Below are 16,559 nucleotides of genomic sequence, written 5' to 3'. Positions count from 1 at the left end.
TCCTTCAAGCTCTTCTTGTTGTTGCAGAGGCTTGAAAGTTAACACAAATTCGAATTTGTTAACAGTATTGTGCCTAGCCCCAGACTGGAAACGGATCGAGCGCGATCCTGCCGAATGCCGTGGACTCGATCCGGGCCCGCGGATTGAGCCCGCGCAGAGCCATACTTGCAACTTAGTTGCATTAGTGGCGCGCCGGCGGAAGATAGGGCTCCACCCTCGCCGCGGGCATGGCGTAGCCGGCATGGCCCATCATGATGTCCGCCCGCTCGACCCGCATCGCGCCGCTGATCCACACGGTGTCCATGGTGCGCAGCCCCGCCAGCGGCTTGTCCGTGCGCACATGGATGACCTGGTTGGCGGGCGGCGGCGGCACATGGATGCACGCGCCAAAGTACGGCACCAGCAGGAACTCGCGGATCGCCTCGCCCTCCCCATCGAGCGAGACGACAAAGCCGGCAATGCGCACGGCGGCGCCATCGATCTTGGACTCCACGGGTGCGTTCTTCCAGTACTGCCGGGCCCTGTACAGGGCGATCTGCGCGCGCGGGTCGCCGTCCTCCAGCTCATCGAGCTTCAGGCCCTTGAACGGGGCAAGGGGATCCCAGCCCTTCGGCAGCAAGGCCTGCCAGTCGATCTCGCGCAGGGCCGAGTCGGGTGCGGCGGGCGCGGGTTGCAGCGCCTCGCCTATCGCGTAGGCGGGCGGCTTGGCAGTGGCTGAACCCGCTTTGGCTTGCGGCGGCGGCAGCGGCCGGAAGAAATACGCCGCGCCCCCAATGGCCACTCCGATGACAGTGAGCACAAACAAAGCACGCTGTACATGAGGGGCCATGACGGTCTTCTCCCTCATCATGTGGTCGGCATCAGCCCGTCGGCCAGGCTAAGGCGGTAAGCACGCCACCCCGGCAGCAGGCTCACGCAGAAGCCGGCCGCCACCGCGGCGGCAAGCAGCGGCCATTCGCCCGGCGTGGGCCAGACCGCCTGCAAGGCCACGCCGTACGTGGCTTCCAGGTAGGGGCCAAACGCCGCCGCCAGCGCGCTCAGCAACACGAGCCCGAGCAGCGCGCCGGCGGCCATCACCACCAGCCCTTCCAGCGCCAGCATCGCCAGCAGGTCGCGCGGGCGGGCGCCGACCGCGCGCAGGATGGCCAGCTCGCGCCGCCGCTCGCCCAGCGCGGCAAGGATGGAGGACGCCAGCCCCGCCAGCCCGACCACCACCACCAGCGCCGACACCAGCAGCATGGCACGCTCGGCCACACCGATGACGCGCCATAGCTCGTCCAGCGCCACGCCCGGCAGCACCGCCATCAACGGCTCATGCGGGTCCTCGGCAATCTCGCGTTGCACGGCAAAGACCTGCGACCTCAGCTTCAGGCCGACCAGCACGCCCGTCACGCTATGGGGCGTGAGGTCGAACTTGCGCACCTGCTCCGGCAGGATCGCCAGGCCCGGCAGCGGCACGCCGCCCTCCCAGCCGAGGTGGATGGCTTGCATGGCTTCCAGGCCGATATGCACGGTGCGGTCCACCGGCGTGCCGGTACGCGCCAGGATGCCGCTGACCACGAAGGGCTTGTCGCCATGTGGGTGGTGGCTGGCATGATCGGCATGCAGCGGGCCTTCGTCTTCGCTGTCGCCGTGGCTGAGCACGATGCGATCGCCCACGCGGTAGCCCAGCCGGCTCGCCACCTCGGCGCCAAGCACGGCATCAAACAACGCCGCGAACGGCCTGCCCTGCGCCAGCTCCAGCGCACGGCGATCCCCGTAGCGGTAGTGGGTGAAGTAGCTGGCCGTGGTCGCCAGCACCGGGAAGCCGCGGTGCGAGTCGCCCAGCGAGAGCGGAATGGTCCACGCCACCGCCGGATGCCGCGCCAGCCGCTCGACGCTGCCCTAGGTCATATTGTTGGTGGCCCCGCCGAGGTGGAACACGGTGTAGAGCATCAACTGGATCGGGCTGGCGCGCGCGCCGACCACCAGGTCGGTGCCGGACACCGACTGCGCGAAGCTCGCCCGCACCGCATGCCGGATACGCTCCACGCCCAGCAGCATGGCGACGGACATGGCAATCGCCAGCAGCATCAGCAGCAGGTTGAAGCGGCGGTTCCACGCGCTGCGCGCGGCCATCGAGAGCATCAGCATCGTGCCGGCTCCATCGCATTGATCCCGTCCATCGCGTCCATCGTATCGACCGCCGGCAGCGACAGCCTGCGCGGGAAGCCCGCCGACAAGCGCTCGTCATGGCTGACAAACACCAGGCTGGCGCCGGCGATGCCGCATTCCCGCTGCAGCAACGCCATGAAGGCCTGCTGGCGCGGCGCGTCCAGCGCGGAGGTGGGCTCATCGGCCAGCACCACCTGGGGACAGCCGATCAGCGCGCGCGCCGCCGCCACGCGCTGCTGCTGGCCAACCGAGAGCCGGGTGACGGGGCGCTGCCACAGGGCGGGCGACAGGTCGAGCTGCCTGAGCAGCGCTTGCGCGGCGGCTTCCGGCGTCTCGCCCTGCGCCGCCGTACGCTCGCGCCGGCTGGGCGAAAAGCGGCAAGGCAGCAGCACGTTGTCCACGACAGACAGGTAGGGCAGCAGGTTGAACTGCTGGAAGACCAGGCCAACATGATCGGCGCGCAAGCGGTCGCGCTGCGCGGCGGACAACGCGCCCAGCGCGGTGCCCAGCACGCGCACGCTGCCTTGCTGCGGCAGCAGCACGCCGGCCAGCATCGACAGCAGGGTGCTCTTGCCACTGCCGCTGGGCCCGCACACGAACACCTGCTCGCCCGCGTCCAGCCGGAACCGCTCAAGACGCAGGCAAGCCGCCGCCTGCCCGGGCCATGCAAATGCGATGCCTTGCAGGTCGATGACGGGATTGCCGCTCGTCTTGCGGGCCTCGCCATGTTCGCTGCGTTCGCTACGTTCGCCGATACCGGTCATCATCCAAAACCTCGCCACGCATAATGCAACAGTGTTGCATTATGCTGTGCCCAGGCAAAAGATGGCAAGCGGCCCCGGCGGCACCCACGGCCTGCCGCGCTCCGCGCACACCGCGCAACTTCAGGCGCCAGGCGCCGGTGATGGGCCTGTGCCGTCTACCTTGCCGCGCGTGCCGGCACGCGGCTCGCGGTGACCGTGACCTCGACCAGCCATCCCGGCGGCACCAGCCGCAACACTTCGGCGCGCGTGCGCACCGGCACGTTGGGCTGCTTGCCGGTCCCGAAGTACTGGTTATAGACGCCCGAGAAGCCGGTGAAATCCGGCTTGCCCGTGGCCGGGTCCGCCACGATCAGCGCCTGCATGGAGACGATGTCGCCCATCTGGTAGCCGCGGTCCTTGAGGATGCGCTCGATCTGGCCGAGCACGTTGCGGGTCTGGGTTGCGGTGTCGCCATAGGACGCCGCGGTATCGGGCGGCGCGGAGGCATTCGCCACCGTGGGCCCCACGCCGCTGAGCACGAGTTGTTCCGCGCCGGCGGGAATCTCGATCACCTCGGCGAACTCGCGCGCCCAGGGTTCGGTCATGTGCGCCGGGTTGCGATGCCGGACGATCTGCTCGGCGGCGCTGGCACTGGCGATGCAGAACGCCGGAGTGACGAAGGCGGCAAGGGTGGCGATGGAAATACACGATAGCAAGCGTGTTGCGCGCATGGGGGGCCTGTCGGTGGAAGCAAGGAAGGAGGATCCGGGCAAGGCGGCGTTGCCTTGCCGGACCGTGCAAACGCAGGACGCAGAACACAAAAACGCACTCGCGTTTGTCACGACACCATGCTAGTAGCCGCCCCTGTGCGCGGACAAATGACTCCTTGCGCCGCATGCATGCCCTGAGGTCATGCGTGGGAACAACGACAATGACAACGACAACGACAGCTCAGATCGACGGCATCGCCGCCACCTCGGCGCGCAGCCAGTTGCGGAACGCCGCGATGGCGTAGTCGTCGGCCCGCTCCTTGCGGTACAGCAAGCAGTAGTCGCCGCCGCTGGTGATGCGCTCGCGCACCGGCACGGCCAGCCTGCCGGAGGCGATCTCCTCGGCCACCAGCACGTCGGGCACCAGCGCGATGCCGCGGCCTTCGATGGCGGCCCGCACCGACATGAAGAAATGCCCGAAATGCAGGGCCTGCGCGCCGGCCGCGTAGGGCACGTCCAGCGCGGCAAACCAGTCGGGCCAGGCATGCGCGCGGGAGTCGGTGTGAATCAGCGGCAGCCGCGCCAGCGCGGCCGGACTGGCAGGCAGCCGGCCTTTCACCAGGCCCGGCTTGCACACCGGCACCAGGCTATCGGGAAACAGCGGCTCCGCGGCCACGCCCTTCCATTCATCCGTCATCACCAGGTCGATGCGCGGCGCGCCCTTGCGTGCCCGCTTGCCAGGCGGCTTGCCCACGCGGATGGCCACGTCCACTTTGTCGCGATCGAAAGAAACCGGGTCGATCGACGTGATCAGCCGGATCTCGATGGCCTGGTGCGCCTGCGTAAAGTTGACCAGCCTCGGCATCAGCCAGGTGGACGCCAGGGTGGGCAGGATGCTGACCAGCAGGCTGCGCGAGTTCCTGGCCCCGGTGAGCTCGCGGGCAACGGTCTCGATCTGGTCGAGCGAGCGCGTCACCACGTCGAACAAGCGCGCGCCCTGCGGGGTGAGTTCGATAGCGCGCGTCAGGCGGTTGAACAGTTTGAGCCCATAGTGCGTTTCCAGGTTCTTGATGTGCCGGCTGATCGCGCTCTGGGTCACGCACAGCTCGTCCGCGGCCAGCGTGAAACTCATGTGTCGCGCGGCGGCCTCGAAAGCGCGCAGCGAAACCAGCGGAGGAAGCGAACGTTTCATGCGGCACCTGGGGGCTAGGGCGGGGGCGAGGGACGCATCAGTATAAGTCATGCGTATGTGCAATCAAGTCGTTTGCTGAAAAGATCCGCGACGCCGAGTATTCCTCTCAGGCAAGAAAAATGCGTCAACAGAAAAACAAAGCCCCAGACAAAAGACAAAGCCAGAAAAAGGAGTCCACATGACAGCCACGCCCGGCGAGGAGCGCCCCCTGCTCTCGGTATCCGGTCTTTCCAAGCGATTTGGAGCGACCTGCGCATTGCGCGGCGCCGATCTCACCGTGCGCCCCGGCGAGGTGCATGCGTTGATGGGCGAAAACGGTGCAGGCAAGAGCACGCTGGTGAAGATGCTCGTCGGCGCGCTGCGCCCGGATACGGGCACCATCCTGCTGCGCGGCCAGCCGGTTGCCTTTGGCTCCGTGCGCGACGCCATCGCGGCCGGCGTGATTCCCGTGTACCAGCATGCCACCGTGTTCCCGGACCTGACGGTTGAGCAAAACCTGCATGCGTTCGACGTGGCCCGGGCGGGCACGCTGCGCGCTGGCGCCCGCCTGCCCCTGCAACGCTACCTGGACACGGCGCGGCGCATCGGGCTGGAGCTCAACCCGCGCCAGCTGGTGTCCGGCCTGTCGATGGCCGAGCGGCAGTTGCTGGAGATCGCGCGCGGCGTGGCGCGCAAGTGCGAGGTGCTGATCCTCGACGAGCCAACCGCCGCGCTTAACGCGCATGAAGCCGACCGCCTGTTCGCCGCAGTCGCCCGCCTCAAGGACGAAGGCAAGGGCATCGTCTTCATCAGCCACAAGCTGGGCGAGATCAAGCAGGTCTGCGATGCCATCACCGTGCTGCGCGATGGCTTTACCGTGGTGGATGCGGTACCGGTGGCCGCCATGACGCCGCACGAGATCGTCGAGGCCATGGTGGGGCCGGTGGCCGAGCGCCCGCCGCGCGAGCTACCGGCGGTGGGCAACACGCGGCTGCGGGTTGAAGGCATCGCCTGCGGCGAGCTGCTGCGCGACGTCACGCTGTCGGTGGGACGGGGCGAGATCGTCGGGCTGGCCGGCCTGATTGGCTCGGGTGCGATCGAGCTGGGCGAAGTGCTGAGTGGCAGCCGGCCGCCCTGCGCCGGCACCATCCGGGTCGACGAACTGGACCTGACGGCAACGTCGCGCCAGCGCTTCAAGCTAGGCGGCGTGGGACTGATCCCGGCCGACCGCAGCAGCGACGGCATCTTCCCGGGGCTCAACTGCGCCGCCAACGCGGTGGCCTCAACCTACGCCTCCATCTCGGACCATCTCTTCGTCTCCGATGCCATGGAGGTCGGCGCAAGCGAGCGCCTGTTCGCGTCGCTGCGGGTGCGCCCGGGCGATCCGGCCCTGGACGTCAGCGCGCTGAGCGGCGGCAACCAGCAAAAGCTGCTGGTGATCCGCAACCTGCTGCTGCCCGGGCTGAAGGTGCTGGTGGTAATCGAGCCCACACGCGGCGTCGACGTGAACGCCCGCGAGGCCATCCACGATGCGCTGGTGGACGCGGCGCGCCGTGGCGTCTGCGTGATCGTGGCGTCCAGCGATATCGACGAGGTGGTGGCCTTGTCGCACCGCATCTTGGTGATGCGCCACGGCCGCATGGCCAGGGTGTTTGCGCGCGGCGTGGCATTGCAGCAGGTGATCGCCTGCACCACCGGCGCCAACGATTGCGATGACAGCATGCAACCCACGCACGAGGAGGCACATCATGGCCTGGCTTAGGAAGTGGCCGGCATCGGCCTGGGTCTGCCTGGCGCTGTTCGTGGTCTGCGTGATCGTGGTGCCGCGCTTTGGCACCGGCGGCAACATCTTCAACCTGGCGCGCGTGCTGGCGGTGCTGCTGCTGGTGGCGATCGGCCAGGGCCTGGTGATCGTGGTGCGCGGGCTGGATTTTTCCGTGGGCTCCGGGGTGGCGCTGTTCAGCGTTGTGGCCGTGCTGAGCATGCCGGCTATTGGCGTGGGCGGCGCGTTTGCCGCCGGCGCGCTGGCGGTGCTGGCCCTTGGCGCGCTCAATGGCACGCTGGTCGGTGTCTTGCGCATCCCCGCCTTTCTCGCCACGCTCGGAACCATGATTGCGGTGCACGGCTTGTGCGGCGTTCTGGTGGGCGGCGTGCCGCTGGATGCCCCCGCCAGCGTGGACTTCTCCGCGCTGGGCCGGGGGCAGTGGCTGGGCCTGCCGCTGCCGCTGTGGCTGGCCGGCGCCGCGCTGCTGGTCGTGGGCGCGCTCACGCGCTACACGGCGCCGGGCCGCGAATGGTATCTGGTGGGCAGCAACCCCCAGGCCGCGCACCTGGCGGGGGTCGCGGTGAAGCCGCGCGTGCTGCAGGCCTACCTGGCCAACGCCGTGCTGGTGGCAATCGCCGGCGCGGTGCTGACCTCGCGGCTCGGCTCGGGCCAGCCCAACCTCTATCCCAACCTGCCCTTCGAGGCGATCGCCGCGTGCGCCATCGGCGGCATCCCGCTCACCGGCGGCAAGGGCGGCCCGTTGCACGCGCTGTTTGGTTGCCTGATCCTGGCCATGGTGGGCAATGCGCTGGTGCTGGTCAATTTCCCCAGCTACATCCAGAGCGTCCTGCTTGGCGTGCTGATCCTCGCGGCCGTGCTGCTCCAGCAACTGCGCCGCCGCGCACTGCGCGCGCGTCCGCTGCCCAGCCTTCCTGCCAACGCATCTTGAGCGCACGAACATGAACACGCAACGACTGATGTCCCTGCAGGCTCGCACCGGTGCCGCCCTGTCAGCTTTCTCGCCACTGCGCGTGCCCGCGCTGCGCAAATCCACCGGCCTGTTGGCCTGCGCGGGCCTGTGGCTGGTGATGGGCGTGATCTCGCCCGGCTTCGCCACCTCGGACAACCTGGCCAATATCGTTTCGCAAAGTGCCGTGCTGCTGTTGCTCGCACTCGGGCAGATGCTGGTGGTGGTGACGCGCGGCTTCGATATCTCGGTGGGCGCCGTGGCGGTGCTGTCGTCCATCGTGATCGCGCAGACGGCCGCGCCGTTCGGCGAAGTACCCGCCATCCTGCTAGGCACTGGCGCCGGGCTGGCGGTGGGGCTTTGCAATGGCTACCTGATTGCCTGCCGCCGCATGGAGCCGATCGTCGTCACGCTGGGCGCCACGCTGATCGTGCGCGGGGTGTCGACCATCGTCTCCGGTGGCGCCGATGCGGTGCCGCTGCCGCCGGGCACGGTGATCCAGTCGCTGGCCTACGCGGCATGGCTGGGCGTGCCGGCGATGGTGTGGCTGGCCGCGCCGGTAGCGGCGCTGGCCTGGCTGCTATGCACGCGCCTGCCGCTAGGCCGCTGGTTCTACATGATCGGCAGCAATCCCGATGCGGCTTTGCTGGTAGGGGTGCCCGTGCGCACCGCCGGTGTGCTGGCTTATGGACTGTGCGGCGCATTGGCCGGGCTGGCGGCGGTGTTCCTGCTGGCGCGCAGCGGCGCCGCGGTGGCGGTCGACGGCGCGGGCATGGAGCTGCAAGCCATTGCCGCGTGCGTGATCGGCGGCGTGGCGCTCAGCGGCGGCAAGGGCGCCGTGTGGCAGGTGATGGCGGGCACGCTGTTCATCCAGGCGTTGCTCAATGGGCTGAACCTGCTCGGCACCTCGCCCTTTGCCTCCGAGATCGTGCTGGGCGCGGTCATCGTATCCGCTGGCTTGCTCGAATACCTGATGCGCAAGGTGGGGTCGCGCCAGGGCTGAATCCTTACCTTCACTGCAACGACATCGAACAGGAGCTTGAATCATGAAGCGAATCAGCATTCCCCGGCTGCGGGCCGCCGTCGCCCTGGCAGGCGCCCTGCTGGCGTGCGGGCCAACCATGGCGCAGAAGGCGCTGACGATCGGCTACGCCACGCCGGACTTGTCATCGTCGTTCTGGATCTCGATGACCTACGGCGTGGAGGATGAAGCGAAGAAGCTCGGCGTTGCGCTGGTCAAGCTCAACGCGGGCGGCGATGCCAACGTCAACATCCAGATCTCGCAATTGCAGGACCTCGCACAGCGCAAGGTCGACGCCATCGTGGTCGGCGCCACCAACGGCGATGCCATCCGCGGCGCGGTGGAGCATGCCATTGGCAAGGGCATCCCGGTGGTGGGCCTCTCCAGCGTGCCCAACAGCGACAAGCTGGCCTCCAGGATCAGCGCGGACCACTACGACATGGGCCGCCTGCAGGCGCAGTGCCTTGGCAAGGCGCTCAACGGCAAGGGCGCGGTGGGCATGATCTCCCAGCAGCAAGGGCAGACCTGGGCCGACCTGCGGCGCCAGGGTTTCCTGGAAACCATCAAGGCGGAATACCCCGGCATCAAGGTGGTGGCGGAGTCGCGCAGCGCGGTCACGCGCAACGGCGCCATCAACCTGGTGGACGACTGGCTGCAGCGCTTTCCCGAGATGAACGGCATCTACTCCGCGGTGGATGACTCGGCGGCGGGCGCGGCGCTGGCGGTCAAGTCCGCCCGTCGCGAGAGCGTCAAGATCAGCGCCTCCAACCTCAGCCCCACCGCGCAGCAGATGCTGCGCAGCGGCGAGCTGGCCTGCTCGTCCGTGCAGCAGATCGTCACGCAGGGCCGCGAGGCGCTCAGGCAGGCCGTGGCCGCCGCCCGCAAGGAGAGCACGACAGCGGTCGTGCGCACGCCGTCCATCATGGCCACGCGCGACAACCTCGCCAAGCTCGATCTTTCCCTGGTGACCGCGCCGAAGGACTATCGTCCATGACGCAGCGGCGCCATCCGATTCCGCATTGCGCAAACTCACTCAGCAAACTCACTCATCCAGCCAGGTCAATAACGCCATGCTTGCTTCTCACGACAGATTTCCCTATTCACCCATCGTCGAACGCCCGCAGTTCGACTGGCCCGGCGGCAAGCGCCTCGCGGTGCATCTGTGCCTGAACCTGGAGCACTTCGCCTACAACACCGGCGGCGGCATCTCCTACTCGCCCGGCATCCCGCACCCCAACACCTACAACTGGGGCTGGCGCGAATACGGCAACCGGGTTGGCGTGTGGCGCATCATCGCGCTGTGCGACAAGCTCGGCATCCCGCTGTCGGTGCTGCTCAACTCCGAGTGCTATGCGCACTGTCCGCAGGTAATCGACGCGCTGCGCAAGCGCGGCGACGAAATCCTGGGCCACGGCCGCACCAACTCGGAGCAGCAGAACAATTTCTCCGAAGCCGAGGAGCGCGAGCTGATCCGCGAGGTAACCGAAGCCATCGCCCACCACGAGGGCAAGCCGCCCGCGGGCTGGCTCAGCCCCGGCGTCAATCCCAGCAACGTCACGCCCGACCTGCTGCAAGAGGCCGGCTACCGCTACGTCCTCGACTGGCCGATGGATGACCAGCCGGTGTGGATCGACACGCGCGGCGGCCGCCTGCTCAGCATCCCCTACCCGCACGAGGTCAACGACATCCCCGCCATCGCGCTGCACGATGCCACGGCGAGCGAGTTCGCCGACATCATCATCGACAACTTCGACGAGATGCTGGAGCAAAGCGTGGAGCAGCCGCTCGTCTACGGCATTTCCATCCACGCCTTCCTGGTCGGCCAGCCCTACCGGCTGCGGCAGTTCCGCCGGGCGATGGAGCACATCCTGCGCCATCGCGACCAGATCTGGCTGACCACCACGGGCGCTATCGCCCAGCACTACATCGGCCTGCCGGGGCAAGACGCCTGAGCGCGGACACACAACAAGATCATCGAGATCATCAAAAGGAGATCAAACAATGTCATTCGACAAGGAACTGCGGGTCGGCATCGCCGGGCTCGGCGCGGTCGGCAAGAAGCTTGTCAAGCAACTCGATGCCGGCGTCTTCGGCCTGCGGCTGGCCGCGGTGGCGGTGCGCGACAAGCAGAAGGCGGCGCAAACGCTGCAAGGCCTGCGCAACGAGGTTGCCATCGTCGGGCTCGGCGAGCTGGCCGACCTGGCGGACGTGGTGATCGAATGCGCGCCGGCGGAGCTCGTCGGCGAGATTGCCGAGCCAGTGCTGCGCGCCGGCAAGACGATGATCGTGCTGAGCTGCGGGGCGCTGCTTGACCGCATGGACCTGGTGGACCTCGCACGCGAGCATGGCGGCCAGATCATCGTGCCGACCGGCGCGCTGCTGGGCCTGGACGCGGTGACCGCTGCTTCGGAGGGCGTCATCCACTCCGTGCGCATGATCACGCGCAAGCCGGTGCGCGGCCTGGTTGGGGCGCCGTTCCTGGTGGAGAACAACATCAATATCGACGACGTGACGGCGCCGATCCAGATCTTCTCCGGCACCGCCCGCGAGGCCGCCAAGGGCTTCCCCGCCAACCTCAACGTGGTGGTTGCGCTGGCGCTGGCCGGCGTCGGCCCGGACAAGACCCACCTGGAAATCTGGGCGGACCCGGCGCTGACCCGCAACACCCACGAGATCGTGGTGGATTCGGATGCGGCGTCGTTCTCCATGAGCATCCAGAACATTCCCACAGAGAACCCCAAGACCGGCCGCATCACCGCGCAAAGCGTGCTGGCGGTATTGCGCAAGCTGCGCAGCCCGCTGCGCGTAGGCACCTGAGCGCAAGTAGAGAAGACCAAACAGGAGCATCGACAATGGATCTAGGCATCAAGGGGCGCATCGCGCTGGTCATGTCGGCGGGCGGCGGGCTGGGCTCGGCCATCGCGCTGGCGCTCGCGGCGGAAGGGGCGGCGGTTGCCGTATCGGACCAGAACCAGGAGGCACTGGACGACACGGTGGGCCGCATCCGCGCAGCCGGCGGGCAGGCATACGGCGTGCGCGCCGATCTTGCCGACCTGGCGAGCGTGACGGCCATGGTGGAGCAGGTCAGGAGCGCACTGGGCGACCCGGACATCCTGGTCAACAACTCCGGCGGCCCGCCGCCTTCCACGGCCGCGCAAGTCGCGCCGGAGCAGTGGCGCATGCAGTTCGAATCGATGGTGCTGTCGCTGATGCATCTCACGGACCTGCTGCTGCCGGCGATGAAGCGCAAGGGCTGGGGCCGCATCATCACCAGCACCTCGTCCGGCGTGGTCGCGCCGATTCCCAACCTTGGCATGTCCAACACGTTGCGCATGGCCTTGCTGGGCTGGTCGAAGACGCTGGCCAACGAGGTGGCCGCCCACGGCATCTGCGTCAACGTGGTGCTGCCCGGGCGCATCGCCACGGACCGCATCCGCGCGCTGGACGAAGCCCGCGCCCGGCGCGAGGGCAAGACCTATCAAGACATCGTGGCGGCCAGCACCGGATCGATTCCCGCCGGGCGCTACGGCCGGCCCGAGGAGTATGGCGACGTGGTGGCCTTCCTGGCCAGCGAGCGCGCCGCCTTTGTCACCGGCTCCGTCGTGCGCGTCGACGGCGGCATGATCCCGAGCATCTGAGCACTTATCTCCCGAGGAAGCACAGCATGGAAACCACCCACGTAGCCCGCAGCGCCGCCGAGCGCGAAGCGATCCGCCAGCGATTCCTGTCGGTCGACACCTCCAACGTTGCCGACGTGCTCGACACGCTCGGCCTGTTCGACCAGGGGCTCTCGTCCGCCTTTACGCCTTTCCCCGCCAACGGCGGCAAGCTGGCCGGCTGGGCCTACACCATCCGCGGCCAGATGTCGCCATACGCGCTCGGTGGCGACCCGGACAAGATGAAGGCCTGCGCGGGCGTGTGCGCCGGCGATGTCACGGTCTGGAGCGGCGACGGCGAAGGCGTCTGCTACTTCGGCGAGCTGATCGCCATTGGCATGAAGGAGCGCGGCTGCGTCGGCTCGCTGATCGATGGCGGCATTCGCGATATCCGCTGGATCGCCGAGCAGGCTTTCCCGGTGTTCGCGCGCTACCGCACGCCGGTGCAGTCGATTGCCCGCTGGAAGGTCGACGGATGGCAAGTGCCCGTGAGCATCCGCGGCGCGACTTCGCAATGGGTGCAGGTGCGCCCGGGCGACTTCGTGCTGGGCGACGAAGACGGCGTGCTGGTGATCCCGCACGAAGTGCTGGACACCGTGCTGCTCGAGGCGGAGCGCCTGACCGAGCAGGAGCGCAGCATCCGCGTGGAGCTGCAGCAAGGGCTCAGCCTGGCCGATGCGCTGGCCAAGTATGGGCATGTCTGAGCTCGCGGCACTGGCGGCGCAGGTGGCGCAGCGCGCGGCGGATCTCGGGCTGCGGCTCGATAGCCGCCGCTGCGGCGAGATCGCGGCTGCGGCCGCGCCGGTGCTGCAAGCCGTGCGTGCCTTGCCGGTGGGCGATGCTGATCTTCAAGCGCAGCCACGGCCATACACGCACTGGCTGAGGCCATGCGCCGCCGCGCCAGGAGGACGATGACCGACCCCACCCTCCTGAGCGTCGCCGAGTTGCGCATGGCGCTGGCCCACCGGCGCCTGTCACCCACCGCGCTGGTGCAAGCCTGCCTGCGGCGGGCCGCGGCGGCGCACGCCGCCACGCATTGCTTTGCCGCGCTGGACGACGCAGGCGCGCTCGCCCGCGCCATCCAGCTGGAGACGCACAGCGCGGCCGGCGCTGCCCAGGCGCCCCTCTGGGGCATCCCGTTCGCCCATAAGGATGTACTGGCCGACCCCGCTCGGCCGCCGCGCGCGGGCTCGTTGTTCGACGACCTGATCGACGATCCGGCGGCGGCTCGACGGCCAGCGGCCGTGCTCGAAGCCCTGCACCTGTCCGGCGCAATTGGCCTGGGCGCCACTGCGCTCGACGAACTCAGCTACGGCGCCACCGGCCTGAACGATCACTACGGCCACTGCCGCAACCCGTGGGATCCGCGCTGCATCACCGGCGGCTCGTCGGGCGGCGCGGCGGCGGCGGTCGCGGCGCACGCGGCGCCGTTCGCCATCGCGGCGGACACCGGTGGCTCGATCCGCATCCCGGCATCGATGTGCGGCGTGGTCGGCCTGAAACCCACATGGGGCCGCATCTCCACGCGCGGCGCCGTCCCGCTGTCGCCGTCGCAGGACACGCTCGGCATCATCGCCCGAACCGCCAAGGATTGCGCGGCGGTGCTCGACGCGCTGGATCCAACGGCCGCGCGGGCCACCACGTTCGACCGCGTCAGCAGCCTCAGCAGCCCGCTGGCAGGCCTGCGCATCGGCATTGCCCGGCACCCGTTCTTCGAGGTGGCGCATGACGACGGCGCCACGGTGATTGCCCGCGCCTTGCTAGCGTTCGAGTCGCTGGGCGCCCGCTTGCATGAGCAGACCGTGCCCGGGGTCGAGGCCTGCGATGCGGCGGCCACCGTGGTGACGTGGCGCGAAGCGATAGCGCTCCACGGCAAGCGCCTGCGTGGCCACGCCGATCGCCTCGCCCATGCCACGCGGCTGCGGCTGGAGACGGCGCTGGCGGCCGGCCCCGACGATTACGCGCGCGCCCTGGCCTACCGGCCGCTGGCGCTGCGGGCATTTGTCGATCACGTCTTCTCGGCATGCGATGTGCTGGTGGCGCCCAGCGTTGCCGTGCCAACGCCGCGGATCGCATCCGTGGCGCAAGACGCCGCGCAAGCGGTGCGCGTGACGACCTCGCTGCTGCGCGCCAACCGCTGCATCAGCTATCTCGGCCTGCCTGCCGTGTCGCTGCCGGTGGGATTCACGCCTGACGGCCTTCCCGTAGGCTTGCAGCTGATCGGCAGGCCCTGGGCCGAGGGCACCCTGCTTGGCGCCTGCGCCGCATTCCAGCAAGCCACCCAGTGGCACCGTATCGAACCCGTGCTCAATGGCCTGGAAGTGCCCAGCAGCGGGGCGGAGCCGGGCAACGGGTAAGCACCTGAAAAGCCAAGCCGGCGCGATGGTAGACTCGGCACAGCCCCAACCCGTGCGGCCGCCTCTATAATCCGCGCTCCCGGCCAACCATCGCAGATATCTCGCCTCATGCTCAAGGAAACAGCGGAAGCCCGCCCGACACGCCGGTACGTGGAGAAACGCGAGGCGATCCTCGACGCCGCTGCCCGGCTGTTCAACCGCAAGGGCTTGCGCGGCGCCACGCTCTCGGACGTGGCGCAGGAAGTCGGCCTGAGCACCAACAGCATCACCTACTACTACCGCAAGAAGGAAGACCTTGTGGTGGCGTGCCTGATGCGCACCATCGACGAAATCGCGGGCATCGCCGACGCCACGGCCGGCGAGCCGCTGCCGCAGGCCAGGGTGCGCCGCTTCATCGCGCTTTTTTTCGAGCGGCTGGCCAAGACGGCAACGGGCGAGCGCCCCGAGCTGATGAGCTTTCGCGAAATCCGCTCGCTGCCCGACACCCACGCGGATGTCGCCTTCGCGGCCTACACGGACATGTTCCGGCGCATCCGCAAGGTGTTGCGCAGCGATACGCCCAAGGACCCCGCGCAACGCAGTGCCCTGAGCGCGGCGGCGCACTTGCTGCTGTCGCTGACCAGCGGCGCGATGACCTGGGTGGAGCGCTACGAGCCGGAGGACTATCCGAAGGTAGCGGACACGGTCGTGGATATCCTGCTCAACGGACTTGCATCGCCGTCAACCAGATGGGACAGCACCACCACCGGAACGCCGCCCCCTGCCGTCGCGGATACCACCCAGGAAGCCTTCCTGCGCGCCGCCACGGAACTGCTCAACGAGCTGGGCTATCGCGGCGCTTCCGCCGACCGCATCTCCGCGCGGCTCAACCTCACCAAGGGATCCTTCTATCACCACAACGAGAACAAGGACGACCTGATCTCCGCCTGCTTCGACCGCATGTTCTCGGTGATCCGGGACGCGCAGACCAAGGTGGAAGAAGGCCCCGGCACCGGCTGGGACAAACTCTGCGCGATCGCGCGCGCGCTGGTCAGCTATCAGTTCTCCAGCCAGGGGCCGCTACTGCGGCTGACCATCTACGGCGCGCTGCCTGAGGAGATGCGCAAGGAGAAGATGCTGACGATGAACCGGCTGTCGGCGCGGTTTGTGCGGTTCCTGGTGCAGGGCATGCAGGATGGGTCGATCCGGGCGTTGGATCAGACGGTTGCAGCGTTGCAGGTGAATGGGATGATCAATGCGGCGGTGGAGTTGAAGAGGTGGGTGCCGGATGCGTCTGGGGAGAATGCGGCGGATTTGTTTGTTCGGCCTTTGTTTATGGGGATAATGGGGGGGATATTGGGGGCTGATGAGTTGGAGGATTTGGTAGGCTTGTGGCCCCGCTGACGCGGGGAGTATCTCTTCTGGGCGGGGTTTTGGTGCTTCTAGCTGCTGTCGCGGCTGGGCGATTTTGATGGTTGATGGGCTGGACGTGTTTTGGCGCTTCTAGCTGCTGTCGCGGCTGGGCGGTGTTGCCGTTTTAGAACGTGTGAGATGTCACTTTTCTTTACTCGTAAAGAAAAGTAACCAAAAGAAAGCGATCCTTGCAGGAGGCTGGCTTATTGGGGTTACGTAGCCCGGTGGTTTCGTCGTCAGGCCCCGGGTTTTAATTGACTCATGCCGTTACCGGTTTGAATGGCCACGATCCTGTCAATGACGCTGGTTTCGTGGTGAGGCCCCCGGTAGCAGCATCCCTGCCCATTCACCCATCTGCCGGTACCGGCGCAAAGCGCCACGATATATCACGCCGTGATGGTTTCGTGGTGGGGTGGGCGCGGTGGTAATCTCCTCGGAATTATTTTTTCGGTGCCACCGCGCCCACGACGCAAACGGGACGCTTGCAACTTCGTGGCCGGTGACTCCGCGAGCGACAGACGGCCTGAAATTCGTGGTGGCCGCTACCGGGGGGACCACCACGAATCTCTGGGCATGGGCAGGGTCGTGGTGATCTAAACTGGTAACGGCACGAGTCCATTAGC

At 67.8% G+C, this 16,559-nt stretch carries 15 protein-coding genes and 1 pseudogene; 11 read left to right on the top strand and 5 right to left on the bottom strand.

The features are described from left to right. Positions 1 to 181 precede the first annotated feature (181 nt). The 5 genes and pseudogenes from ACGLHR_RS17275 to ACGLHR_RS17255 all read right to left on the bottom strand — a co-directional run bounded on the left by ACGLHR_RS17275 (position 182) and on the right by ACGLHR_RS17255 (position 4,799). Positions 182 to 829, bottom strand: coding sequence for a DUF3299 domain-containing protein (locus ACGLHR_RS17275; protein ID WP_400095451.1), 648 nt, complete (start codon positions 827 to 829; stop codon positions 182 to 184). Between the two features lie 17 nt (positions 830 to 846). Further along, positions 847 to 2,133: pseudogene (locus tag ACGLHR_RS17270) on the bottom strand (ABC transporter permease). Further along, entirely contained in the window at positions 2,127 to 2,921 is a 795-nt protein-coding gene (locus ACGLHR_RS17265; RefSeq protein WP_400095449.1) for an ABC transporter ATP-binding protein, read from the bottom strand. The pseudogene ACGLHR_RS17270 and the gene ACGLHR_RS17265 overlap by 7 nt, the downstream one beginning before the upstream one ends. A 152-nt stretch (positions 2,922 to 3,073) precedes the next feature. After that, the gene (locus tag ACGLHR_RS17260; protein WP_400095448.1) at positions 3,074 to 3,628 is read right to left on the bottom strand and encodes a RidA family protein; all 555 of its coding nucleotides are present in this window, start codon (positions 3,626 to 3,628) and stop codon (positions 3,074 to 3,076) included. 220 nt (positions 3,629 to 3,848) lie between these two features. Continuing rightward, positions 3,849 to 4,799, bottom strand: coding sequence for a LysR substrate-binding domain-containing protein (locus tag ACGLHR_RS17255; RefSeq protein WP_400095446.1), 951 nt, complete (start codon positions 4,797 to 4,799; stop codon positions 3,849 to 3,851). Positions 4,800 to 4,977: 178 nt separating this feature from the next. Between ACGLHR_RS17255 and ACGLHR_RS17250 the strand changes: the two genes are divergently transcribed. From ACGLHR_RS17250 to ACGLHR_RS17200, 11 genes are all read left to right on the top strand, one after another. After that, positions 4,978 to 6,540, top strand: coding sequence for a sugar ABC transporter ATP-binding protein (locus ACGLHR_RS17250; protein ID WP_400095444.1), 1,563 nt, complete (start codon positions 4,978 to 4,980; stop codon positions 6,538 to 6,540). Further along, positions 6,527 to 7,492: an ABC transporter permease gene (locus ACGLHR_RS17245; RefSeq protein ID WP_400095443.1), complete on the top strand. Its 966-nt coding sequence runs from the start codon at positions 6,527 to 6,529 to the stop codon at positions 7,490 to 7,492. Before ACGLHR_RS17250 ends, ACGLHR_RS17245 begins: the two co-directional genes overlap by 14 nt. Before the next feature lie 10 nt (positions 7,493 to 7,502). Next, a complete protein-coding gene (locus ACGLHR_RS17240; protein WP_400095442.1) occupies positions 7,503 to 8,513 on the top strand; it encodes an ABC transporter permease in 1,011 nt (336 codons plus the stop codon). Between the two features lie 43 nt (positions 8,514 to 8,556). Next, positions 8,557 to 9,525: a TMAO reductase system protein TorT gene (locus ACGLHR_RS17235; RefSeq protein WP_400095440.1), complete on the top strand. Its 969-nt coding sequence runs from the start codon at positions 8,557 to 8,559 to the stop codon at positions 9,523 to 9,525. A gap of 76 nt (positions 9,526 to 9,601) precedes the next feature. Further along, positions 9,602 to 10,483, top strand: coding sequence for a polysaccharide deacetylase family protein (locus tag ACGLHR_RS17230; protein WP_400095439.1), 882 nt, complete (start codon positions 9,602 to 9,604; stop codon positions 10,481 to 10,483). 49 nt (positions 10,484 to 10,532) lie between these two features. After that, a complete protein-coding gene (locus ACGLHR_RS17225) occupies positions 10,533 to 11,348 on the top strand; it encodes an aspartate dehydrogenase (RefSeq protein WP_400095437.1) in 816 nt (271 codons plus the stop codon). 35 nt (positions 11,349 to 11,383) lie between these two features. Further along, a complete protein-coding gene (locus ACGLHR_RS17220) occupies positions 11,384 to 12,169 on the top strand; it encodes an SDR family oxidoreductase (RefSeq protein WP_400095436.1) in 786 nt (261 codons plus the stop codon). A 26-nt stretch (positions 12,170 to 12,195) separates the two neighbouring features. Next, on the top strand, positions 12,196 to 12,891 hold the full coding sequence (locus tag ACGLHR_RS17215; protein WP_400095434.1) for an RraA family protein: 696 nt from the start codon (positions 12,196 to 12,198) through the stop codon (positions 12,889 to 12,891). Further along, positions 12,884 to 13,102 carry a hypothetical protein gene (locus ACGLHR_RS17210; protein WP_400095432.1) on the top strand — a complete coding sequence of 73 codons (219 nt, stop codon included), beginning with the start codon at positions 12,884 to 12,886 and terminating at the stop codon, positions 13,100 to 13,102. The genes ACGLHR_RS17215 and ACGLHR_RS17210 overlap by 8 nt, the downstream gene beginning before the upstream one ends. Next, entirely contained in the window at positions 13,099 to 14,544 is a 1,446-nt protein-coding gene (locus tag ACGLHR_RS17205) for an amidase (protein ID WP_400095431.1), read from the top strand. Before ACGLHR_RS17210 ends, ACGLHR_RS17205 begins: the two co-directional genes overlap by 4 nt. A 108-nt stretch (positions 14,545 to 14,652) precedes the next feature. After that, positions 14,653 to 15,927: a TetR/AcrR family transcriptional regulator gene (locus ACGLHR_RS17200; RefSeq protein ID WP_400095430.1), complete on the top strand. Its 1,275-nt coding sequence runs from the start codon at positions 14,653 to 14,655 to the stop codon at positions 15,925 to 15,927. The last annotated feature ends 632 nt before the right edge of the window (positions 15,928 to 16,559 follow it).

The sequence above is a fragment of the Cupriavidus sp. CuC1 genome, from assembly GCF_044627735.1.
Taxonomy (GTDB): domain Bacteria; phylum Pseudomonadota; class Gammaproteobacteria; order Burkholderiales; family Burkholderiaceae; genus Cupriavidus; species Cupriavidus ulmosensis.
Note: the sequence above shows the minus strand (reverse complement) of the source record. Positions and strands in the feature narration are given on the sequence as shown.

Coding starts and splice junctions, on each gene's coding strand:
- ACGLHR_RS17220 (WP_400095436.1), top strand. CDS start 11,384: ATGGATCTAGGCATCAAGGGGCGCATCGCGCTGGTCATGTCGGCGGGC.
- ACGLHR_RS17225 (WP_400095437.1), top strand. CDS start 10,533: ATGTCATTCGACAAGGAACTGCGGGTCGGCATCGCCGGGCTCGGCGCG.
- ACGLHR_RS17255 (WP_400095446.1), bottom strand. CDS start 4,799: ATGAAACGTTCGCTTCCTCCGCTGGTTTCGCTGCGCGCTTTCGAGGCC.
- ACGLHR_RS17265 (WP_400095449.1), bottom strand. CDS start 2,921: ATGATGACCGGTATCGGCGAACGTAGCGAACGCAGCGAACATGGCGAG.
- ACGLHR_RS17235 (WP_400095440.1), top strand. CDS start 8,557: ATGAAGCGAATCAGCATTCCCCGGCTGCGGGCCGCCGTCGCCCTGGCA.
- ACGLHR_RS17205 (WP_400095431.1), top strand. CDS start 13,099: ATGACCGACCCCACCCTCCTGAGCGTCGCCGAGTTGCGCATGGCGCTG.
- ACGLHR_RS17230 (WP_400095439.1), top strand. CDS start 9,602: ATGCTTGCTTCTCACGACAGATTTCCCTATTCACCCATCGTCGAACGC.
- ACGLHR_RS17250 (WP_400095444.1), top strand. CDS start 4,978: ATGACAGCCACGCCCGGCGAGGAGCGCCCCCTGCTCTCGGTATCCGGT.
- ACGLHR_RS17240 (WP_400095442.1), top strand. CDS start 7,503: ATGAACACGCAACGACTGATGTCCCTGCAGGCTCGCACCGGTGCCGCC.
- ACGLHR_RS17210 (WP_400095432.1), top strand. CDS start 12,884: ATGTCTGAGCTCGCGGCACTGGCGGCGCAGGTGGCGCAGCGCGCGGCG.
- ACGLHR_RS17215 (WP_400095434.1), top strand. CDS start 12,196: ATGGAAACCACCCACGTAGCCCGCAGCGCCGCCGAGCGCGAAGCGATC.
- ACGLHR_RS17275 (WP_400095451.1), bottom strand. CDS start 829: ATGGCCCCTCATGTACAGCGTGCTTTGTTTGTGCTCACTGTCATCGGA.
- ACGLHR_RS17200 (WP_400095430.1), top strand. CDS start 14,653: ATGCTCAAGGAAACAGCGGAAGCCCGCCCGACACGCCGGTACGTGGAG.
- ACGLHR_RS17260 (WP_400095448.1), bottom strand. CDS start 3,628: ATGCGCGCAACACGCTTGCTATCGTGTATTTCCATCGCCACCCTTGCC.
- ACGLHR_RS17245 (WP_400095443.1), top strand. CDS start 6,527: ATGGCCTGGCTTAGGAAGTGGCCGGCATCGGCCTGGGTCTGCCTGGCG.